The 21,053-nt window shown below is 52.5% G+C and carries 20 protein-coding genes; 19 read left to right on the forward strand and 1 reads right to left on the reverse strand.

All coding sequences use genetic code 11. The features are described from left to right. The first annotated feature begins 18 nt into the window (after positions 1 to 18). The 14 genes from IPJ68_00260 to tgt all read left to right on the forward strand — a co-directional run bounded on the left by IPJ68_00260 (position 19) and on the right by tgt (position 16,110). Positions 19 to 966: a hypothetical protein gene (locus IPJ68_00260; GenBank protein QQR78709.1), complete on the forward strand. Its 948-nt coding sequence runs from the start codon at positions 19 to 21 to the stop codon at positions 964 to 966. Positions 967 to 1,016: 50 nt separating this feature from the next. Continuing rightward, entirely contained in the window at positions 1,017 to 1,163 is a 147-nt protein-coding gene (locus IPJ68_00265; GenBank protein ID QQR78710.1) for a hypothetical protein, read from the forward strand. Then, positions 1,153 to 2,184, forward strand: a complete 1,032-nt coding sequence (locus IPJ68_00270) for a DUF1768 domain-containing protein (protein ID QQR78711.1) — start codon at positions 1,153 to 1,155, stop codon at positions 2,182 to 2,184. Before IPJ68_00265 ends, IPJ68_00270 begins: the two co-directional genes overlap by 11 nt. 58 nt (positions 2,185 to 2,242) lie before the next feature. Then, positions 2,243 to 2,926, forward strand: coding sequence for a hypothetical protein (locus tag IPJ68_00275; protein ID QQR78712.1), 684 nt, complete (start codon positions 2,243 to 2,245; stop codon positions 2,924 to 2,926). Positions 2,927 to 3,095: 169 nt separating this feature from the next. Continuing rightward, positions 3,096 to 3,992: a hypothetical protein gene (locus IPJ68_00280; GenBank protein QQR78713.1), complete on the forward strand. Its 897-nt coding sequence runs from the start codon at positions 3,096 to 3,098 to the stop codon at positions 3,990 to 3,992. 25 nt (positions 3,993 to 4,017) lie between these two features. Then, positions 4,018 to 5,079, forward strand: coding sequence for a carboxypeptidase regulatory-like domain-containing protein (locus IPJ68_00285; protein QQR78714.1), 1,062 nt, complete (start codon positions 4,018 to 4,020; stop codon positions 5,077 to 5,079). A gap of 291 nt (positions 5,080 to 5,370) precedes the next feature. Further along, complete coding sequence (locus IPJ68_00290) at positions 5,371 to 5,649, forward strand: hypothetical protein (protein QQR78715.1); 279 nt, start codon at positions 5,371 to 5,373, stop codon at positions 5,647 to 5,649. A gap of 19 nt (positions 5,650 to 5,668) precedes the next feature. Further along, a complete protein-coding gene (locus IPJ68_00295) occupies positions 5,669 to 8,647 on the forward strand; it encodes an isoleucine--tRNA ligase (protein QQR78716.1) in 2,979 nt (992 codons plus the stop codon). Further along, positions 8,647 to 9,186, forward strand: a complete 540-nt coding sequence (locus tag IPJ68_00300; protein ID QQR78717.1) for an NUDIX hydrolase — start codon at positions 8,647 to 8,649, stop codon at positions 9,184 to 9,186. Before IPJ68_00295 ends, IPJ68_00300 begins: the two co-directional genes overlap by 1 nt. Before the next feature lie 9 nt (positions 9,187 to 9,195). Next, complete coding sequence (locus tag IPJ68_00305; protein ID QQR78718.1) at positions 9,196 to 10,989, forward strand: hypothetical protein; 1,794 nt, start codon at positions 9,196 to 9,198, stop codon at positions 10,987 to 10,989. Between the two features lie 164 nt (positions 10,990 to 11,153). Beyond that, positions 11,154 to 12,074: a transglycosylase SLT domain-containing protein gene (locus IPJ68_00310; GenBank protein QQR78719.1), complete on the forward strand. Its 921-nt coding sequence runs from the start codon at positions 11,154 to 11,156 to the stop codon at positions 12,072 to 12,074. Between the two features lie 140 nt (positions 12,075 to 12,214). Then, positions 12,215 to 12,940 (forward strand): DNA repair protein RecO, encoded by a 726-nt coding sequence (gene recO / locus IPJ68_00315; protein ID QQR78720.1) that lies wholly within the window; start codon positions 12,215 to 12,217, stop codon positions 12,938 to 12,940. A 95-nt stretch (positions 12,941 to 13,035) separates the two neighbouring features. Then, complete coding sequence (locus IPJ68_00320; GenBank protein QQR78721.1) at positions 13,036 to 14,979, forward strand: hypothetical protein; 1,944 nt, start codon at positions 13,036 to 13,038, stop codon at positions 14,977 to 14,979. Positions 14,980 to 15,000: 21 nt separating this feature from the next. Further along, the gene (tgt, locus tag IPJ68_00325) at positions 15,001 to 16,110 is read left to right on the forward strand and encodes a tRNA guanosine(34) transglycosylase Tgt (protein ID QQR78722.1); all 1,110 of its coding nucleotides are present in this window, start codon (positions 15,001 to 15,003) and stop codon (positions 16,108 to 16,110) included. A gap of 82 nt (positions 16,111 to 16,192) precedes the next feature. On the opposite strand, the gene IPJ68_00330 is transcribed toward tgt, so the two are convergent. Further along, entirely contained in the window at positions 16,193 to 16,549 is a 357-nt protein-coding gene (locus IPJ68_00330; GenBank protein ID QQR78723.1) for a hypothetical protein, read from the reverse strand. Between the two features lie 136 nt (positions 16,550 to 16,685). On the opposite strand from IPJ68_00330, the gene IPJ68_00335 reads away from it, so the two are divergent. From IPJ68_00335 to IPJ68_00355, 5 genes are all read left to right on the forward strand, one after another. Continuing rightward, positions 16,686 to 18,122, forward strand: a complete 1,437-nt coding sequence (locus IPJ68_00335) for a glycine--tRNA ligase (GenBank protein QQR78724.1) — start codon at positions 16,686 to 16,688, stop codon at positions 18,120 to 18,122. Positions 18,123 to 18,131: 9 nt separating this feature from the next. Continuing rightward, a complete protein-coding gene (locus IPJ68_00340; GenBank protein ID QQR78725.1) occupies positions 18,132 to 18,455 on the forward strand; it encodes a hypothetical protein in 324 nt (107 codons plus the stop codon). A gap of 37 nt (positions 18,456 to 18,492) precedes the next feature. After that, the gene (locus tag IPJ68_00345; GenBank protein ID QQR78726.1) at positions 18,493 to 19,188 is read left to right on the forward strand and encodes a hypothetical protein; all 696 of its coding nucleotides are present in this window, start codon (positions 18,493 to 18,495) and stop codon (positions 19,186 to 19,188) included. 97 nt (positions 19,189 to 19,285) lie between these two features. Further along, positions 19,286 to 19,564, forward strand: a complete 279-nt coding sequence (locus tag IPJ68_00350; GenBank protein QQR78727.1) for a hypothetical protein — start codon at positions 19,286 to 19,288, stop codon at positions 19,562 to 19,564. A 136-nt stretch (positions 19,565 to 19,700) separates the two neighbouring features. Continuing rightward, on the forward strand, positions 19,701 to 20,969 hold the full coding sequence (locus IPJ68_00355) for an insulinase family protein (protein ID QQR78728.1): 1,269 nt from the start codon (positions 19,701 to 19,703) through the stop codon (positions 20,967 to 20,969). The last annotated feature ends 84 nt before the right edge of the window (positions 20,970 to 21,053 follow it).

Genomic DNA, 21,053 nt, shown 5'->3' on the forward strand with positions numbered 1-21,053 from the left:
CTTTGAGATGTAAAAAATATGGAAAAGTATTCACTTCAAGCGGCCGAAGATGAAGCACTTGAAATTAAAAAAAATGCGACAGCAATAAGTGTAAGTCCTGACAGGGGGAATGCGAAAAAGCTTTTGTCATCTCCTCGCCACGAGGATTATCAATCGGCGGATGAAGCGTTTGAGGATTCTCGCGAATTGCGTAGATTCCAACTCCCTGAAATCTATAAGATGCCTGAGAGTGGCCGTGATGTGTATCTCACCCTGTATGATGGCACCGCATTGCTTTCTGAGCTAAAGCGGCAACGAGAATCTTTGGGTGGAGAGGCCCGAACACCACTGGCAATGAGTATTTTTAAGAGTTCTTATATAGGTAGCGCCGGCAAGAAGACGCTTTTGATGAAGTCAGCCACAGCGGATTATATTCCTGCTGATAATAATACGGAGCTCGTTGTTTTTTCATCGGATAATGCCCGATTGGCGGAGGATATCATGGCCTTTTTCTCAGATAAACTTGTGAGAATAGCAACGAGAGCAGATGGCATTAGGACATTAAAACCAAATATGACGGATGCATTGAAGGAAGGTGTTTTAAGGAATCTGAAGACTGCCGAGTATGAGAAGTCAACCGTTGACCCGGAATTAAGGGGCTATGATGAATGGTCTATGGACGTTCAATTCAGTGTGTATCCGGGATTGGCCCACAGTGTGAGATTTGGAAGTACATGTAACTCTCAGTCGTCCCTAGAGAGGTATCCTTTTATCGATGTAAAGAATTTACCATATGCAAAGCAACTTTGGTTTAGTGGTGGTTCGGATGCGCAAGGTTATAAGAATGAGGTCTGTGATGTTGCGACATTATTGGAGCTCAATGTATTCTTGAAGCAGCGGGGACATGCGCCGGTCTTGAGGTTAAATGAGAATCCCGGAATGAGTGCTGACCTCCCAGATAAAAAACATTATATGTATGTAGTATAACCACGGGCAATAAGTCTTTATAGATTTCTTGAAACAAAAAGACAAACGCTATGTCGAAAAAACCAGTCCGTGAGGATGTGTACATGCTCTTCTTTGCTGCCAAACTCTATGTCATAGTTGTCGGGGCGTTCATCTTTGCAGTCGGTCTCGATATCTATCACACGGTCGAAGCAATCGAAAAAATGTATGGTAGCTAAGTACGAAGCGAACGTTTACTACCTCGTCCGCCACGGTGAGGCGGAAACCAATGTCCTTGGTATCGTGAGTTCGGTCGGTGGCAAACGCGAGTATTCACTGACACGGCGTGGCAGACGGGCGGTCAGTGAGACAGCGGTGTTTCTCGAGCACGAACAGCCGGATTTTATCATCAGCTCGCCGGTCTTGCGCACTCAGCAGACCGCCGAGATTCTCCGTGACGCTCTCAGTATCCCACTGACAATTGATGAGCGACTCTGTGAGGTGCGCTTCGGCAATTTCGAAGAGACTGACTATCGGGCATTTCTCGACTTTATGGCTGAACATGGTGGACGCATAGCGGGAGCGCCCGAACTCGGCGTCGAAGGATATGTGGATGTACGGGAGCGAGTGACGTCCTTCCTAGCGGATGTGGCCGGAACCTTTTCCGGGAAGAAAATTGTTATTGTCTCACACGGTGACACGCTGCAGGAGATACACGGGGAACTATTGGGGACGCCAGTCGGGCCTTCGCAGGACGGCTGGTATCCGGCCAAGGGATCGTGTCTCTCGGTTTCCCGTAATGGGAAAGCGGAATATATCCCGCCCCTTTATTTCTACAGCGGGCACGACGAACTATCCAACTTCTTCCCTGCGTCGTTTTCTTGGCGTGACCGGGTGTGGCCGACCGCGGAGCATGCGTACCAAGCCGCGAAATATTTCGAAACAGACAAGGAACGGAGCGAAGCGATCCGGAATGCCTCCAGTCCTGATGCTGCAAAGGTGCTATCGAAAGCTGCGAGAGCGCGGCGTGATCCAGATTGGCCAGCGAAGAAGCTGGCTGTCATGGAGGAGATACTGCGCGCAAAACTCGAGCGATACCCCGGCATTCAGCGATTGTTGCTTTCTTGGGGAGAACGGGAACTGGTCGAGGACTCACCAGAGGATGGTTTCTGGGGCCGGGGACCAGATGGTCGAGGAGAGAATCATCTTGGCCGACTCTGGATGAAGCTTCGATCGGAACTCATAAATCCGGCTGTGTAGAAACCGCGAGGAAAGGGTGATAGACTAGTGAATAATTTCCAGTAAGTCGAACATCACCATGGACAAGGCCCGACATGAAGCGCTGTTGAAAACACTGGAAACACCGGAGGCACTTGCTGCGTACAAAGAGTCATACGACAACTACCAAGTCGGTCTCATCCCCAAAATCCTCGGAACTATTCTCGTCACTTGCGGCAATCTGGTCTATGGTCAGGATCCGTCATATGGGAAATTCAAAGCCGTCGAAGTGATCGCCCGCATCCCATACCAGTCCTGGGAGGTGGCGAGTTATACGCTCCTCACCATGTTCTACTCGAACGAGCAAAAGGCGATTGATCTCTCCAAAGTCTCACGTTTCAGCCGAATCTCGCAGGACAATGAAACGATGCATGTCGTCGTGCTTTCGCAGCTCGCGAAGAAGTATGGCGAGAACGGCCTCATCCGCCACACCCTCATCCCGCTCCTGTTCTCCTTTGGCTATGCGGCCGCGTCATTCGTCCTCTATCTCTTCAGTCCCAAAAGCGCGCTTCAGTTGAACTACTTGTTCGAAGACCACGCCTTTTTGCAGTACTCACTCTTTGTCGAAAAGTACGCCGAGGAACTGAAACAGAAACCGGTCATGATCGACTTTCTCGAGTTCTACGGCCGGCACGTGAAGAGCGAGTACGAGCTCTTCGTCTCGATCAAGAATGACGAGATTATTCACCGCAATATGTCGGCCCATCGCGCCGACGAGCTCTAACGAGCTAGCCGCTTACTTCGCGGGCACTTGACAGACGTGAAATATTTCGGTATGGTCATGCGGTACCAAGAACTTTACAGAAGGTTCTTTTCTTTTGCCTTGGTATGAGGAAACAGACTGTTTTTTACAAACCTATATCGTGAGCGCGCTCATGATACACTATGAGGATATGATCATGTCTTTGCGGCAGAACACATGGCGGCTACTCCTTCTCGGGGCCTTCCTAGGACTTTTCGGAATCGGGGCTTGGGCCGCGACTCCACATCTGGCCTGGATACCCGATCGTCTCGCACCCGATAGCTTCGTGCCAGGAACGAATACCTCTTACCTGGTGACGCTCCAGAATCTCGGTCCGAAGCCGCTATCCGAAGCACCACATCTCACCGTCCTGGTCCGGGGCGATATCGCTCCCTATGTCACGGTGCAAGACCCGAAGTTTCCGGGGGCGATCCGTTCCGGCGGAACGATCGGAATCACACTGCGGGTCATGGTGCCGGCTGATGTCCCGCTCAGCGTCAAACGAGGGGAATTGGTGCTCTTGAAGCGCCTGCCTGATGGAACAGTGAAGGAGGAATTCTCGCCGTCTCTACCAGTAGAGTTCACTTTCTCGACTATACCCATGCCGGGGGACCCTGGCGAAGCGGGGAAGCGGGACCTCCTCGGAATCGATGTCAATGGAAACGGCGTCCGAGATGACATCGAGCGTTATATCGTCTTCGCCTATCCGGATTCCACGAAGAAGCGTGAAGCCTTGATGCAGAATGCGCGAACACTCAATGACTATCTGCGCGATCATGAAGACAAGACGAAGACGCGCGAGAATGGCAAAACGGGAGATAGGGCAATCGACTGCCTGGCCCATGTCTTCAATGATGATCTCGAGGCGAGCAATAAGGCCGGAGAAGAGCTAGATGCGAAGTTCCTCAACACTAAGGAGCGCAGTCGGGCGTATCGGAAGGCCGATGTCCAAATGAGCGGCTGTGTGTCGGATACCGGCCTGGCAGTCCATCGTCTGAACCGGCAGAAAGCGGCTTGCCTCTTCAATGCTGATGCTTTGCCCAACTGAAACGACTACGAAAGGAGAGTGTGACATGTCATGCTATTGGAAAGTACTTCTCATCGCGCTGACGTTTGTCTGGCCGATGTATTCCCGGGCGGCCTGTCCAACCCAAGAGACCGCGATTCTCTACATCAATGGGGTGGATAGTTCCAGGGGAGGCGTCGAGAGATCAAGGAAGGAGTTGGAAAAAGAAGTCCTTGCGAAGACTTCGGACAATTCGAAGGATTGCCTCATCTTCGACGACGTCTACAACACCAACGAGCCGCTTTACCTTGATTTCCTCGAAGCCGGGCTGCAGAAGGCTGAGGAGGAGGGGGAGGCCCCAGAGACATTCTGGCGACTTGTCTTCCGTCTCGCGAGTAGCAATGCCTTCCCGTGGTTCAGTCCCTTTGTGGACGATCTCTACGGAAAGGTAGCGCGCGAAGCGACGCTCTATGTGCTGGGCGACCAGACGGATGAGCATCTCGTCAAGTATCGAGAGCATCTCGCACTCGGCCGGCGCATCGTTCTCGTCCCGCATTCGCAGGGCAGCCTCTACGCCAACGAAGAGTGGCAGATGCTCTCGACTAGCGAGCGGTCTCGAGTGAAGACGGTCGCGGTCGCGACGCCGAGCGATCGGGTAGCGAGTGGCGGATCGTACACGACGCTCTTCGAGGATAACTTCGCCCGATACCTCTTCATCCTGGCGTTGCCGGCGAATGCGGCCAACACGGAGCCCTGCGAAGACGACTACCTCTGTCACGGCTTCCGGGAGTCCTATCTCCGTGGGACGAACAGCCGGACGCGGATCGTCAACGATATTCTCGCGCTGCTCCCAGTGCCCGTGACTGGCGGCACGATCGAGGGCGTTGTGGACGACGGGTTCGGAGGCGTTCTCCCGGGCTGGGATGTGCGACTCTACCGTAGCGTCACGACATCGGCGATTGCTGCGACGGTGAGTGATGCGCAGGGCCGCTATCGACTGGCCGGTATCACAGCGGGAACGTATCTCATCCGAGCGACGACCAATGGGGATGCCTATGGCTTCCAGCAGGTGACGGTGACGAATGACCAGACAATAATCGTCAATTTCCCGCCGCCTGTCCCGTTGTAATCCATTTGTACCGCGATTTGATCCGGTCTTCCTCGCGAGGAAGACCGGTTTTTTCTTGATTTCTCGGGGCAGGAATGATAGGCTCGAGATACAATTTCGAAAGGCATCGAAGGGGTAATCACCCCTGAGCCGTGAGCAGAACGCTTGTAAAAGTTAGTAGATCTCACCGGGTTAGCCCGTGATAGCTATGTAATGAGTCCGCCTCGGGCGGAGAAGCAAGGTGGTACCACGGTGAGCTAGTCGAACCGTCCTTAGCACAAGCGTGTTAAGGCTTTTTGTTTTTTTAGGACCATGCAACACATCGCATTTTCATTGGATGACTTTGACCTCGGCATTGGGCTGTTGGTCTTTGTCGCGTACATGCTCATCGACGGATTGTATGTCGCCTACACGTACTCTATCGTGAAGAAAGAACCGGCCATAGCAGCGACGATGGGTGCGACGATGTACCTCCTTATCGCTTTCGGTGTCATAAACTTTGTCGACAATTTCCTCTACGTGGTCCCGCTCGTACTGGGTTCTTGGCTCGGGACATACCTTGTCGTCAGGCGCGAGAGAGATAAGAAGTAACCAACAATTTCAATAACCTATGCCATTCAAAAAAGTTGATGCTAAAGTAAGTTTCCCGAAGCTCGAAGAGGAGATTGTCGAGTACTGGGAAGACAATAAGATTTTCGAGAAGTCGGTGAAGAAGGATTCACCGGCAGGGGACTTCATATTTTACGAGGGTCCGCCGACTGCCAACGGGAAGCCGGGATTGCACCATGTCCTAGCGCGCTCGTTCAAGGATATTATCCACCGTTACAAAACGATGAAAGGGTATCGTGTGGCGAGGAAAGCTGGCTGGGATACCCATGGGCTCCCGGTCGAACTTCAGGTTGAGAAAGCACTGGGACTCAGGAGCAAGCAGGACATCGAGAACATCGTGCCGGGTGATGTGCGGGCGAGCGTGATCGAATTCAACAAGCGGTGCAAAGAGTCAGTCTGGGAATATCGCGACCTCTGGGAAAAGATGACGAAGCGGATGGGGTACTGGGTGGATATGGAGCATCCGTATGTGACGTACGAGAACGAGTACATCGAGTCGGTGTGGTGGCAGCTCGCGCAGATCGCGGAGCTGAAAAATGAAGCGGGCGAATCGTTTGTTTACAAAGGACACAAGGTCGTTCCGTATTGCTATCGTTGCGGCACTGCGTTGTCGTCACACGAAGTGGCGCAAGGGTACAAAGTGGTCAAAGATCTTTCCGTGACGGTCGAATTTGAATTGGTTGGTGAATCAGCGAAGACCTCGGTGCTGGCGTGGACGACGACCCCGTGGACGCTCCCGGGCAACGTCGCCTTGGCGGTGAACAAGGATATCGATTACGTTACGGTCGAAAAGAAAGACGAAGGCGGCAGTGAGACGGTTCGCTTTGTCGTGGCCAAGGATCGTTTGAAAACTATTTTTGGCGATGATGGCTACGCTGTGGTGGGTGAATACAAAGGCTCTGAGCTCGTCGGTAAAGCGTATAAGCCGCTGTTTGATTACTATTCGAAGGATGAAACGCTCAAACATCGCGAGAACGGTTGGAAGATCTATCACGCCGATTTCGTGACGACTGAGATGGGTACGGGTATCGCTCACGAGGCGCCCGCCTTTGGCGAGGACGATATGGATCTGGCGCGAGCCGAAAAGCTCCCGATCATCCATCATGTGAAGTTGGACGGGATGTTCGAGAGCGTAGTGACCGACTTTGCCTCGCTCCTCGCGAAACCGAAGGACGAACCGCAAGCAACCGATGTCGAGTTGATCAAATATCTGGCGCATGCCGGACTCCTGTTTTCGAAAGAGAAATACGAGCATGAGTACCCATTCTGTTGGCGCTGCGATACACCGCTCATTTACTATGCTAAGCCGTCATGGTTCATTCGGATGAGCGAGCTCGCCACGGCTCTCGTCGCGAATAACGAAAAAATTGTCTGGGTACCGGAGAATATCAAGGAAGGGCGTTTCGGTGAATGGCTGCGTGGCGTGAAGGACTGGGCGATCTCTCGCGAGCGGTACTGGGGGACACCATTGCCCATCTGGGAATGTGAGCAATGCGATGCCCGGAAGATCCTTTCATCGGCCCAGGAATTGAGCGGATTGGAGGATCTGCATAAGCCCTACATCGATGATGTGACCCTTGTGTGTGCATGTGGCGGAACGATGAAGCGGACGCCTGAGGTGATGGATGTCTGGTTTGACTCCGGCGCGATGCCCTTGGCACAGTTCGACTATCCAAATGCGGTCACGGAAGATGACAAGCGAAACATCGAATCGGGGAAGTATTTCCCTGCGGACTATATCTGCGAAGCCATCGATCAGACGCGCGGCTGGTTCTATACGCTCCATGCTATCGCGACGCTCCTTAACAAGTCAGGAAAGGTGCCGGCGGGTAATGCGTATAAGAACGTCATTTGTCTCGGGCATGTCCTCGATGGTAAAGGGAAAAAGATGTCCAAGTCCAAGGGCAATGTGATCGACCCGTTTGAGATGTTCGATCAATTTGGCGCCGATCAGTTGCGCTGGTTTTTCTTCGCTATCAATCAGCCGGGACTGCCGAAACGATTCGACCTGAAGGGGATGCGCGATGTGCAGAATCGGGTTTTCCGCATGCTCTGGAATTCGTATTCGTTTTTCACCATGTACGCGACGATTGATAAATGGGAACCGAGTGAAAAGAGTGAACTGTCCAAGAATCTCCTCGATCGCTGGATTCTCTCAGAGCTCGCAGTTCTTGTCCGAGAAGTGGATCAAGATCTCGAGAAATACGATGTCTATTCGCCAACTCAAAAGATCGAAAGCTTTATCGACAATCTCTCCAATTGGTATATCCGCCGAAGTCGTAAGCGCTTCTGGAAGTCCGAGGATGACGGCGACAAGGAACAGGCGTATCAGACGCTCTATACTGTCCTCGTCACGCTCGCGAAACTGATGGCACCATTCACGCCATTCATCGCCGAGGAAATCTATCGCAATCTCACTGATGAAGAATCTGTCCATCTCGCTGAGTATCCGGTTGCGGATGATTCACTCATTGATGAGAAGTTGGCAATAGAGATGGAAGTGGCTCGATTCATAGTATCAGCAGGCCTTCAAGAGCGAGCAGTACAGAAAATACAGGTTAGGCAGCCTTTGAAGTATGTAAGTGCGACAGATTTACCAGAATTTCTGCAAGAAATAATCAAAGATGAATTGAATGTAAAGGAGTATAAAGTTTACGACAACATACAGGATAAAGACTTTGTTGGATTTCACGGACTCGATGTAGAAATCACCCCCGAACTGAAACTCGAGGGGGAGGCGCGGGAAATCATCCGGGCGATTCAGGAGGGGCGCAAGAAGGCGGGGTTCAATGTGGAGGATCGCATTGCCCTTGGCTTTACCGGCAAAGATGCTGTCTTTGCGGATGCAGAATTGAATGAGCTCATCGCCCATGAAGTCCTCGCGACATCCGTAACGTCGGGCGCACTTGCTGATGCTGATTACTCTGAGACAGTCGATATCGAAGGGGAATCGTTTACTCTCTTACTAAAACGAAATTAATGGAAACAAAAATCAATAACTGGGAGGAGTTATCCCGCGAGGTAGTCTTTCAGAAATATGGCCGAGGCGTAGAGAAGCGTGTGTTCCGATTACCAGACGGCAAGGAGGCCGATTTCTTTCTCTCAACGGGACATTCGAGTATCGCCTGTCTCGCATTGACCAAGGATTGGCAGGTTATCCTCGTTCGAGAATTCCGTCCGGGTCCGGCTGAAGTGTTAATTGAACTGCCAGGGGGTGGGGTGAGTCCGGGAGAAAATGTCGAATCCGCCATCGCTCGTGAACTTCTCGAGGAGACGGGGTATCGAGGGAACGTGACATTCATCACAAGCGTACTGCCGAGCGCCTATGCCACCTACAGGAAGAATGCCGCTGTTGTAATCGATTGTGAAAAAGTGGCCGAACCGAAACTTGAGGATAATGGCGAGGAAGTCGAGGCCTTGCTTATGTCTCTCGATGAATTTCGGGCGCATATCCGTACCGGCCATATGACGGATGTCGAGATTGCCTATCTCGGTCTTGATTACTTGGGATTGCTATAGAATAGAATTATGCCTGAGAAATCCGAACCATCTATGTTGGGGTCGTCGCCGAGCACACCGCCCGAACCGCTAGAAGCGCATACGGGGCCGTCTGTTTCTGAACGTTTGCCCGAGGCCGGTATTGATTCTGATCGGTTGCCGGAAGCACTGCTCGTGGACAAAGACATAACATCTTTCGAGATGCGGGCCACGGCTTTTCGTAAAGCGCTTGATGACATTCGGTGGTCCGGGCGTGGCAGTGAAAAACGTGAGATGTTGGCAGCCGCTTTCGAGGAGTTTTTCCGTCCATATCAGGATAGCGATGGAGCATTGTCGGATATTCTGTCTGATGACAAATTGACAGGAGACGCTCTCCAAACCTTGCGAGAGGCGTATCTCATGTATCGGGACAGGGTTGATGGGAGAAGTTGGCAAGAGCGCGGTCCGGCGCCAGAGGCATTGCCCGAATTTCTCTCTCAGGAAATAGTCGGTTCATTGGACGCCCTCGATAAGCTGGATTGGAGTTTGGATTCTACCTCCACGGGTAATCAGAGGGAATTATATAATTCATTATTTCTCGTGAGCGAGGCACTCGATACGGCAGTCGGAGAGAATCGCAAGAAACTCGAAGTGTGGCTTGCCAAACATGCGGGGGATATTGGGAAGTTGAAGTTCGAGTATGAGTATAAGGAGGGGTCATATGATACATCTCTCTATCTCGCATTGGAGAACATACTCGCGCGAGTCGAAGATCAGAATCTCGCCAGGGAGATATTGAAAATAGGGGCAGAGAAAGCGGTTCAGGACAATGAAGGGACTACCGTGAGTGAGTTTTTCGAGCGAGTTGAGGAGCCGCTTTTGAAACAAGTCAGGCCAGATGATTCGAGTTTGGTTCGGAGACAGGAAATGACGGCCCGTGTTGCCGCTGAGATGTTGGGTCTGGATCCTGATACCGTAGACAAATGGAGAGAGGCGAAAAAAAAGATGAAATCAGAAGCGGGTGATGAACAATACGTTCCAAACTATGTGGGTAACTTGAGATCAGCCATTGACCTGGAGACAGAACGCCCTGGCGTAGCCAAGACGCTCAACGAACAGTTTGGTATCGCAGATTTTGCCCGGTACGATAAACAAATGCTGCTGAGGCAGGCAGAGAAAATCGATGCTGATGTCCCATACGGCATCGTGGCGTATCCCGAAAGTGATTATAATGGTGCGTTTTACCAGGATTCGACATCGCTCGCGGAAATGGCTTTGAAACTACGGATGGGAGGACTGGAAACCCGGGTCATCGAGGCAGGCTCGCAGAGAGAGCTGGCACGTCAGCTGGTTGCCTTGCATAGGAAATATTCTCCTGCTGGGAATAAGATCGCGTTCGCAGTTGTTGGCGGGCACGGGGCAAGATCATCAGTATCTCTCGGGTCGAAGGGAGAGTATTCATCGCCACCCCCGCTGTCAGAGGAGGAAGAAAATTATCTTGCTGAGGTCGAGAAGTGGAAGAAGCGAAATCTCACAACGGACAGTGGGCGATTTACAACAGGCGATATCATAAATGGACCAGGTATAAGAAAGGCTGCGGAGAAGTTCTTTGATTCTGACGCTCCGGTCGTGTTGGTCTCCTGCAGGACAGGCGAGGAAGGTGGGATTGCCGAGACAGCTTCGGGGAAGCTCGGATTCGAGATGACCGCCCCAGATAAGCCAACCAGCCTCAAACGCATCGACGTTTCGTTCAATGAATCCGGAAAGTTGAAACTTGATGTTAAGTATGATGATGAGGGGAGTACGAAACAGTATCATCGGGGGAAATCGAAAACAGACAGTTGAGAATTTACGGGGTGTGGTCTTCGGAAAGCGGACACAAAGTGGGGTTTGCTGCATGGCTTTTTTCGGTTGACTCATCCCGTGCCGCGTGGTACGCTGACACTCCAGTTTCTTCACAACCGATCCATCTACACTCGGTATCCGAGTTCTTTCGCAGGAGGCAAATCATGCCATCTTACAGCTCTGTAATTGGGCGCTGGCTCGCGGGGCTTGTCCTCGCCGTTCTCGCACTCATCGGTGTCGTGTCAGACGCCTCGGCACAAGCTGTGACACCATCGGTTTCATCCGATGAAATCGAGTACCATGTCCGCCAGGGTGACACGCTCTCGGACATCGCTCGCCGTTTCTGTAGCGACTATCGGGTTATCGCCCGAGACAACCGCATCGCGAATCCGAATCGGATTTATGCAGGACGCACCGTCCTGAAGTTCAAAAATGGTTGTTCCCTCAACGCTCCCTCGGTTTTAGAGAAACAGTCTGTTTCCCTGAGGGAGCTTGCTGGTAACAGTGAGGCTTCTTCAGGAAAACAATCTTTTCCCACTGAAGCCGAACCGCTTCCCCTGATCCGACTCGCTCGGAAATCCACTCGGTTCACGTCTGCTGACCTCACGCTGATCGAGCGTTCCCAGGTTGCCAGTTGCCAGATGGCCGGCAATCAGCAGAAACGCTGGGCTACCCGCATTTCGGATATCGCTGCCTGTATTCGGAGGCTCCATGGCGAGCATATCCGTGAGGCCGCGACACAGTATGACTTGTCCGAAAAGCTGATCATCGCCGTGATGATCAAGGAGTCCGAAGGTAATCCCAATGCGGTGTCCTCATCGCGCTGCCTCGGACTGATGCAGCTCTTGCCGTCGACGGCTCGTGGCTATGGTATCGACCTAGCCCAGATCTTCGATCCCCGCACCAATATTTTGGTCGGCGCGCGCGTACTCCGTGACTACGGAGCCAGTGCGAATCTCGATCGAGGTCTCGCAGCGTACAATCTTGGGCCCGGTGCCGTGAACCAGAGGATGAAGAATGAAAACTTCAATCCCTCCGCCTTCGACTATGTAGTCAAGGTAAAGAATATCCTTCGTCTCCTCTAAGAGAGGTAAGGATTCGAGCGAGAGGCATCTGACCTCTCCTCGTAATGCCCGTCTGATCTATCACTCTGATATGATCGGCGGGCTTTTGAATTTTTATACGCTTCGAGCTACGCTTTTCTGCGTGCTACACTTTTCTCTGTATGGAATATCGATTCACGAGTATCATGCTCCGGAAGCGCGAAGTGGCGGAGACCGACCGTTTCTATACATTCTTCACGCGCGAGCAGGGCAAGGTGACCGCGATCGCTAAGGGGGTGCGCAAAGCCGAAGCGAAACTCGCAAGTTCGCTCGAGACAGCAACGCTCGCCGAGATCATGGTGGCCCGGACACGCGGTGTGGGCAAGATCACGGGTGCGGTCCTGGAACAATCCTATCCGGCGCTGCATCGTTCCTTTGAGCTCTTGCGTGAGACGGTCCAGTTCTTCGCCGCGGTTGATCACTTGGTCGAGCCAGAGGAGAAAGACGAGACGCTCTTCGCCCTCCTCCGGACCTATCTCGAGACCGGCGAGCGTATTGCGACCGAAGGGAAAGATATGCACCAGGGACGGCTGCTCACTGAGGCGGCTTTCTTCCGACTTTTTGTCTTGCTCGGCTACCAATTTGAATTGAGCCGTTGCAGTATCTCGCATGAACGGCTGAAGCAAGGCGGGCGGTTCTTCCTGAGCTTCGAAACCGGCGGTGTCGTGTCAGAGTCGCATGTCCGTGAGGTGAAAGACGCCCAACCGATATCGGAGAGTGCGATCAAGGCGCTCCGGCTCATGACCGCGCAGTCGCTCGAACATATCCCGAGAATCATCCTCGATGACCGGACCAGAGATGAACTCACTCGACTCAGAACCAGTTATCAGCGCTGGATCAGGGATTGAGTAGCTGTATCGATGACAGTATACTCGGTTCAGGGCGGACCTGACGTCGGCCTTCCTTGGGTCGAGTGACTCTGATAAGATGAAGGCAATACACTATGTCGCTTACCGAAGTAAACGAAGAGCTTCACCGTCGCAGCCGCGAGGCTGATCCGACGCTGCCTGGAGATGCTGATTTCCAGCCGAAATCGATTCTTCCTGAATCAACGGACGTGCCGCCCCCCGTGGTGCCTTTGGGTGATGCTTGGGGAGGGGAAGAGACGCGCAATGTACCGGTCGCTCCCGGGATGAAATTTAACAATCCTCTCGGTCACCTGCCGCGAAAAGCCGCACTACTCTTGGGTGGCATCGCCCTCACTCTCATCGCTGCGGGGGTTATCTTCAAGGTAAGCGGGTGGCTCTTCGTCCCGGAACGCGTCATTGTGAGTATCACAGGCCCGAAGCGCTCCGAAAGCAATGATCCGGTCGAGTACGTGATCCGCTATGAGAACAATAACTGGGTCGATCTCGATGAAGCCGAACTCATCATCACGTATCCGGAATTCTTCCGCTTTGCATCCACCGATGGATTTCAGATGAGCGCGACTCGGGCCGTGCTCCCGCTCGGGACGGTGAAGAAGTCCAGTCAAAACAGCGTCACGATCAAGGGCTCCTTCCAATCATTGCAGGACCAGGTTGCGCTCTTCACAGCGACCTTGCGCGCGGCGCCGAAGGGCGTGTCGAGCCGTATCGATACGGAGTTTCAATACAGTGTTGCCGTAGAGAGCTCGGCCGTCGTCGTGGAGCTCTCGGCTCCGCAGCAGGCAGGGGACAATCAATTCGCAGACTACGTCGCGACGTATCGCAATGAGAGTGTTGAGACCATCAGTAATCTCGAGCTCGTCGTCGAGTATCCAGCTGGTTTCACATATCGCGAATCAGATCCGGCTCCCTCGCGAGCAGAGAATATCTGGCGTCTCCCGACGCTCGCACCGGGAGCCTCGGGCACAGTGACAATCCGGGGTGTGCTGACGGGACTCCAGGGCGATGTAAAGCGTGTCTGGGCCAGAGTCGGAGTACCACAAGGGGATGGTTCGCTCCTGTCTTATGCCGAGATCGAACGACAGACTCGTATCGTGGCCTCGCCCCTCGTCATTTTTCAGAAGATTGGTGAGCATGAAGAAAAACAGGTCGTCGAACCAGGCGAGTCTCTAGCGTATCGGATTGTATTTCGGAACGATGGTGATGTCGGACTTCGCGATCTCATCGTCACCGTCGATATCGACCCGAAGTACTTCGATGTGAACAAGATTCAGTTGAACGAAGGTGGAGGGGCCTACAACATCGCCAAACAGCAGATTGTGTTCCGAGCGGCCGATCGGGCGGTCCTCTCGCACATCGAGCCGGGTCAAAGTGGCGAAATCACCTTCACCGTTCCGGTGCGATCGGATTTTGCCGCGTCGGGCAGGAGCAATGTGGAGATCGAATCGATCGCGCGGATTGACAGTCCGGATGTTCCGACCCCGATCGGGGCGAACAAAGTTATCGCAAGCAATCGGATCGCATTCAAGGTCAAAACAGCGCCAGTCTTCGAGCTGCTCGGATTCCATTTTGATGAGCATGGGAATACTGGTCCAGTCCCGCCGATTGTCGGTCAAGAGACAACATACACGCTGAATCTCCGCGTGGCGAGCACGCTGAATGCGCTGGAGGATGCACGAGTAGTCTTGTCTGTGCCCGGTCAGGTGCGTTACTTGAAGACCTATACGAATGGACAGGGGTCAGTCATTTACAATGATCGGACCGGTGAGATTTTCTGGAATCTGGGGACCATGGCACCGGGAGTTGGCAAGACTATCGGTTTGTCAATTCAAATCGGTTTTACACCCGACCCGAGCCAGGTTGGGACTGAAGCGAGGATTGTGAATTCGGCTGTGCTCACCGGCAAAGATATCTGGAGTGGGGCAATGGTGCAGAGTACTCTCCCAGCCAAACTCATGAATCCTATGGAGGATACTCATTTGATAGATGAGCTGAAGTCCGGCGTGAGAGCAGCGCAGTAGGCACGGACACCAGAAACAGCGATGGATACAGCGGTAAAGAGAAAGCACATACTCGTCACGAGAAACGGCGCCGTCCAGACGCCGGTTTTCATGCCGATCGCGACCCGTGGCACAGTGAAGCATCTTACGACAGACGACCTTCACATGCTCGGGGCGGAGATCGTCCTCGGCAATACCTATCACCTATGGCTACGGCCAGGTGATGATCTAATCGCGCGCGCGGGTGATCTCCATCAATTCATGTGCTGGGGCAGGTCGATTCTCACAGACTCGGGCGGTTTCCAGGTGTTTTCCTTGGGGGCGCGGGCTGGTGAGCGCTTTGGGAAAAGCGGTGTGAAACTTTCGGAGGAGGGGGTGGAGTTTCAGGATCCGACGAATGGCAACACCTATTTCCTTTCGCCAGAAAAGTCGATCGATATCCAGCTCAATCTCGGCTCAGATATCATCATGGTCCTCGACGAGTGTCCGCCGTATCCGTGCACACGCGAGTATGCGCTCGCTTCGCTTGAGCGGACGACGCGTTGGGCGGCGCGAGCTAAGGCACATTTCGAAAAGCGCATTGTCGAACTCGACCTCACAGAAAACCGGCCGCTTCTTTTTGGTATCGTCCAGGGTTCCACGTATCCGAAACTCCGCGAACAATCGGTACGTGAACTGACAGCGATCGGATTTGATGGCTATGCGATCGGCGGAGTCGCAGTTGGTGAACCGCGTGAGAGCCTATCAGATATCCTAGCAGCAACTCTTCCACATCTTCCAGCGAACAAACCGCGCTACCTCATGGGACTTGGCCGCCCGGAGGAAATCGTCATGGCGGTCAGGGCCGGGGTCGATATGTTTGACTGCGTCATCCCGACACGTGAGGGACGGCACGGGCGACTTTTTTACCGGACGGGGAAGACCCTGGATACCATCGGTAGTTTTTATCAGACGGAGAATCTGACGAGCGAAGCCTTTCGCGAAGATTTCTCACCGATCGATGCCGACAGTCCGATCCCGCTCCTCCGGGAATATTCCAAAAGCTATCTCCGTCATCAGTTTGCGGCGGCCGAACCGCTCGCCGGCCGCCTCGCGACCCTGCACAATCTCGCCTTCTATCTCGGGCTCATGCGAGAGCTTCGCGAAGAGTAGGGACTCGCTATTTTTTCAAGATAAAAAAAACGGCGCGGAGCAGGATGCTGCTTCGCGCTTGGTTAAGAATCGATGGCATCAATCAGTCGGATGGGTATGTCTGAGGGATCCAACGCCCGATGTTGCGAGCGAGCCCTTTCATGACTATGACGAGCCGAACGTCTTGGTGGAATGCAGGATGGTCTTGGCTTGTGTATTCGGCCGCTCGATTCTTCAGCCTCCGGGATCGTTGATGAGCAGTCGCGGTGAGTTGTGTCGAGAGGCTGCGCCAATCGCGGCGTTCGAAGAGAACTTGTAGGTGGTCGAGTCCTTGCACACCGAAGAGGTTGAGATACATGATGGTCCGGACTTCTGAGAGTGTGGCGGTATTGCCAGCGCGATTCAGGAAATTGACAGCCTGGTTAAGTGTGCGGAGTTGTTCGGGGAAGGTCTCTGTCATGGAGTGCTCCAGTGGGTTGGATCGGTTGATGGATGGAGTGAATGTTGATATATTCACTATGGTAAAGAATCTGCTGAATATAGGGAAAAAGCGCTTTTTTGTCAACCTTGGAAGAGAGGGAATGTAAAGAATGATTATGACGGAAAAACAAGACGGTCTGATGGACAAGATCATCTCGCTCGCCAAGCGACGCGGCTTCGTGTTTCCGTCGTCGGAAATCTACGGCGGTTTTGCAGCGGTGTATGACTTCGGCCCGTATGGTGTCGAACTGGCCAAAAACATCCGCGAGGCCTGGTGGAAAGCGATGGTCCGCGATCACGACAATATCGTGGGGCTCGACAGTGCCATCTTCATGCATCCGAAAGTCTGGGAGGCATCGGGGCATGTCGGCGGATTTAGCGATCCACTTGCGGAATGCAAAGAGTGTCACACACGTGTTCGAGTTGATCATCTCCTTGAAGCGGTCGATGTCTTTGCTGATGAAAAGATGACCGAAGCGGAGATCAATGCGCTTTTCACAGAAAACAAGGAAAAAGTGAAATGCCCGAAATGTGGCAAGAGTAATTTCACCGAGGCGAAGAGCTTCAATCTCCTCGTCAAATCAAACTTAGGAAACTTTACTGAGAGCTGGACCAAAGAGCCTGCCCGAGACGCTTCGCAGAGCGATGCGGGCGGGCCGACCTACCTCCGGGGTGAGACGTGTCAGGGGATCTATGTGAATTTCAAGAACGTCCTCGATTCGTCGCGGGTGAAGGTGCCATTCGGTATCGCACAGATTGGCAAAGCCTTTCGCAATGAGATCACCGCCCGCCAGTTCATCTTCCGCAAGCGCGAATTTGAACAGATGGAAATGCAGTACTTCATCCGGCCGGAAGAGGCGGCGACGGTGTATGAAGAGTGGCGCGCCAAGCGTTTCCAGTACTATATCGATCTCGGCATCAAACCAGAGAACCTCCGTTGGCACCAGCATGAGAATCTGGTCTTCTATGCCAAGGCGGCTTGGGATATCGAGTACAATTTCCCCTTTGGCTTCAAGGAGCTTGAAGGTGTGCATAATCGGAGCGATTATGATCTGACCCAGCACTCGAAATTCTCGGGTGTCGATCTCTCATATCGCGACCCGGTGACGAATGAAAAATACATCCCATGGATCGTGGAGACGTCCGTCGGCCTCGAGCGCACCTTTCTGGCCGTCTTGACCGACGCTTATTCTGAAGAGAAGATCACTGAAGACGATACACGCATTGTGCTGAAACTCCCGAAACAGCTTGCCCCGGTACAAGTGGCGGTCTTCCCACTCATGAAGAATAAGCCGGAACTAGTGAACAAGGCACGCGAAGTGTATCAGAAGCTCAAAAAAGATTTCCGCTCGGAGTTCGATGACAATGGCAATGTCGGCAAGCGCTATCGCCGCCAGGACGAGATCGGCACGCCGTACTGCGTCACGGTCGACTTCGACACCCTCGGCGAGAATCCGGACCTGGCTGGCACCGTCACCGTCCGTGATCGCGACAGCATGCAGCAGGAGCGGGTGAAGATAGAAGAGCTCAAGACATATCTATCAAGGGATTAATATAATGTTATGCCGATAGTCCGTGTCGATTTTGATCAGGAGAAAGTAAATCCAGCGGATGCTCGGGCCCTCTCGGAAGCAATTCAGAAGATCGTGGCCGAAGTGACAGAAATCGAGGATGTCATCGTGTATGCGAATGATTCGCAAATAAAAGTGAAAGCCTGGCCAGTAGAAGTTTTTGTCCAGATGAACGTAAGTCTTATCAAGGAGGAGGATAAGTTATTTGAATCATTGAAGTCGCGTATCATCGCCTGGAAGAAAGAAAGTAATTTCCCGCACCCGATCAATCTGACATTTATCCCGATGAAGTGGCGGATCGAGGTAGGACTGTAACCTGAGATGATCAAATAAAGAGTAAATACGTATGAGTATGTATAATCCTGAAAAAAAACAACCAGTATCTTCCCCATCCGAATCCGATGAGCTTGAAATCGATTTGGGTACGGCAGACAAAAAAAGAGAGGGAAACGAGATCACTTTGACAGCAGGCAATACTAGCGAGTCGCTGTCTGCATCTCCTATTGATCCAGCAATTGTTGCTAGCGAGGCTGCAAATGATAGGCAAGAGAGTGGCGAGAACGCAGAGAAATTGATTTCAGCCATCAAATCAGGCGCATCCGGTGGAAAGTTGAAAGAGTTTGTAGCAGCACTCGCTGTTGGAACGGCGCTGGCTGTTGATGCTACTGCTGCCCAAGCAGAACCAGTTCCGAGTACTCTCGAGAAGATACAAACGCCCGATACGCAGGAGCAGCGAGGGTGGAAAGAAAAACCATTTTCTGGCAGCGTCGAACATCCAACACTGGGGAAAATCTCAATTGAGCTACAGGCCGTCCGGCGCTCCGACGGGTCCTTTGCTGCGGAGCAGTGTACTGCGAAAATCAATGGGAAAGACCGCAAGGTTTTGGGGGCATTGCAGTCAAGGGCGAAGAATGCGCCGGCCATGAGCTACATCATCGAGGGGGAGAAACCTGGCGCGATGGACTATATCCGTTTACATATTGATGGTAGTAGATACACCACAAAAGATGAGGGAGGGAATGAACTCGTTTTGCCAATTACTGAGTAACTGTATGAACTACAAGAAACACACGTTGAAGAATGGGTGAAGACTGAGGAGTTGAGTCATCAGCTGCGACGGTAACCATTGCTTATTAATAATGTATATGGAACAACAAGACCAATCTTCAGAAACGAATGAAACTTCTATGGGGACGGATAACATAGAGGCTGATGCTGGAGAGAAGAAGATACAATATCGACCAACGGTAGTGCTTATTGCCTTGATTCCCATTTGTATTTTTGGACTATTCTGTTCAATACTAGTTGGTGCTGGTGTTGGTGCACATCTTATGTCTGATTTCCTTATCGTCCTTGGTTTACCGGTTTTGGTTATGTCTATAGGTATTGTGGTCATCGGTCATTTGTGGGGTCGAGCTCGTTGAATATCTATGAAGGTTCGGTTTCTGATCTTAATGGGGATGGTGGTATTAATGCTTAGCCATCCTCGAGCTACATAGTTGTTGACTACCGTATACAAAGCAGCCTCCTAATTAATTACGCTTTACTTCTGGCATTAGTATGAACTACAAGAAACACACTTTGAAGAATGGGTTGCGCATCATCCTCGCACCGATGCAGGACACGCAGACGGCGACGGTCTTCATCATGACGGGGGTGGGGAGTCGCTATGAGACACGTGCCGAAAATGGCCTGGCACACTTCCTCGAGCACATGTTTTTCAAGGGGACGAAGAAGCGGCCGAATGCGATCGATATCTCCAAAGAGCTCGATGAGCTCGGTGCGGAATACAATGCGTACACGGGCAAGGACCGGACGGCGTACTATGCCAAGGTTGAAGCGCGGCATTGGGACACGGCGCTCGATATCGTCTCGGACCTGTTCCTGAATGCCAAGATCGAACAAGAAGAGATCGACCGCGAGAAGGGCGCGATCCTTCAAGAGCTCAACATGTACGAGGATACGCCGATGCGTCACATCAATGACTTGTGGGAGTCGCATCTGTACGGCGATACCCCCTTGGGCTGGGAAATCATCGGGACCAAGGAGAACCTCCATGCATTCCGCCGGGCTGACTTCATCAAGTATCTCGCGCGCGGCTACGTGGCGGAAAACGTCGTTGTCGGTGTCGCGGGCAATATCGATCCGAAGCAAGTGCTCGCGGCGGTCAAGCAGCATTTTGCCACCATCCGTACTGGGAAAAAACCGACGTTCAAAAAATTGAAAGACCAGCAGTCGAAGCCGGGGGTCTTCATCCAGAACAAAAAGACGGATCAGACCCACCTCCTCCTCGGGGTGCGAACGTATCCGATGGGGCATCCGGACCGGTATGCGCTCTCGGTCCTCGCGACGGTCCTCGGTGGTGGGATGTCATCGCGACTGTTCCTCTCAGTTCGGGAGCGGCGCGGACTCGCCTATCGGGTCACGACGAGCAGCGACAGTTATCACGATGTCGGTTATCTCACGACTCAAAGCGGAGTGGAACATCAGAACTTGGATGAGACAGTGAAAGTCATCCTGACTGAGTATCGTCGGATCGCCGATGAACAAGTTGGCGATGAAGAATTGAAGAAAGCCAAAGAACACATGAAGGGACAGATGGCGCTCGGGTTTGAAGGATCAGACGATATCATCGAATACCTGGTCACTCAGGAAACGCTCAAGGGTGAAATCAAGTTACCGCAGGAGATCGCCAAGAAAATCGATCAGGTGACGGCCAAGGATGTGCTCCGTGTCGCGAAAGATATCTTTCGAAACAAGAAACTCAACCTTGCGGTCATTGGACCGAAAGCCGACAAGAAGAAACTCGAGAAACTGGTGAGGCTGTAAGTGTTTAAGTGGAGACGCGCGTATGTTCGAATCGATAAACACGAATAAAATCAAAGGTACCGCCGGTAGCATAGAGCTTCCAAA

Source organism: Candidatus Moraniibacteriota bacterium, from assembly GCA_016699425.1.
Classification (GTDB): domain Bacteria; phylum Patescibacteriota; class Minisyncoccia; order Moranbacterales; family UBA1568; genus SSEF01.

Coding starts and splice junctions, on each gene's coding strand:
- IPJ68_00355 (QQR78728.1), top strand. CDS start 19,701: ATGAACTACAAGAAACACACTTTGAAGAATGGGTTGCGCATCATCCTC.
- IPJ68_00290 (QQR78715.1), top strand. CDS start 5,371: ATGCAACACATCGCATTTTCATTGGATGACTTTGACCTCGGCATTGGG.
- IPJ68_00265 (QQR78710.1), top strand. CDS start 1,017: ATGTCGAAAAAACCAGTCCGTGAGGATGTGTACATGCTCTTCTTTGCT.
- IPJ68_00300 (QQR78717.1), top strand. CDS start 8,647: ATGGAAACAAAAATCAATAACTGGGAGGAGTTATCCCGCGAGGTAGTC.
- IPJ68_00285 (QQR78714.1), top strand. CDS start 4,018: ATGTCATGCTATTGGAAAGTACTTCTCATCGCGCTGACGTTTGTCTGG.
- IPJ68_00280 (QQR78713.1), top strand. CDS start 3,096: ATGATCATGTCTTTGCGGCAGAACACATGGCGGCTACTCCTTCTCGGG.
- IPJ68_00270 (QQR78711.1), top strand. CDS start 1,153: ATGGTAGCTAAGTACGAAGCGAACGTTTACTACCTCGTCCGCCACGGT.
- IPJ68_00340 (QQR78725.1), top strand. CDS start 18,132: ATGCCGATAGTCCGTGTCGATTTTGATCAGGAGAAAGTAAATCCAGCG.
- IPJ68_00320 (QQR78721.1), top strand. CDS start 13,036: ATGTCGCTTACCGAAGTAAACGAAGAGCTTCACCGTCGCAGCCGCGAG.
- tgt (QQR78722.1), top strand. CDS start 15,001: ATGGATACAGCGGTAAAGAGAAAGCACATACTCGTCACGAGAAACGGC.
- IPJ68_00330 (QQR78723.1), bottom strand. CDS start 16,549: ATGACAGAGACCTTCCCCGAACAACTCCGCACACTTAACCAGGCTGTC.
- IPJ68_00350 (QQR78727.1), top strand. CDS start 19,286: ATGGAACAACAAGACCAATCTTCAGAAACGAATGAAACTTCTATGGGG.
- recO (QQR78720.1), top strand. CDS start 12,215: ATGGAATATCGATTCACGAGTATCATGCTCCGGAAGCGCGAAGTGGCG.
- IPJ68_00345 (QQR78726.1), top strand. CDS start 18,493: ATGTATAATCCTGAAAAAAAACAACCAGTATCTTCCCCATCCGAATCC.
- IPJ68_00310 (QQR78719.1), top strand. CDS start 11,154: ATGCCATCTTACAGCTCTGTAATTGGGCGCTGGCTCGCGGGGCTTGTC.
- IPJ68_00295 (QQR78716.1), top strand. CDS start 5,669: ATGCCATTCAAAAAAGTTGATGCTAAAGTAAGTTTCCCGAAGCTCGAA.
- IPJ68_00305 (QQR78718.1), top strand. CDS start 9,196: ATGCCTGAGAAATCCGAACCATCTATGTTGGGGTCGTCGCCGAGCACA.
- IPJ68_00335 (QQR78724.1), top strand. CDS start 16,686: ATGACGGAAAAACAAGACGGTCTGATGGACAAGATCATCTCGCTCGCC.
- IPJ68_00260 (QQR78709.1), top strand. CDS start 19: ATGGAAAAGTATTCACTTCAAGCGGCCGAAGATGAAGCACTTGAAATT.
- IPJ68_00275 (QQR78712.1), top strand. CDS start 2,243: ATGGACAAGGCCCGACATGAAGCGCTGTTGAAAACACTGGAAACACCG.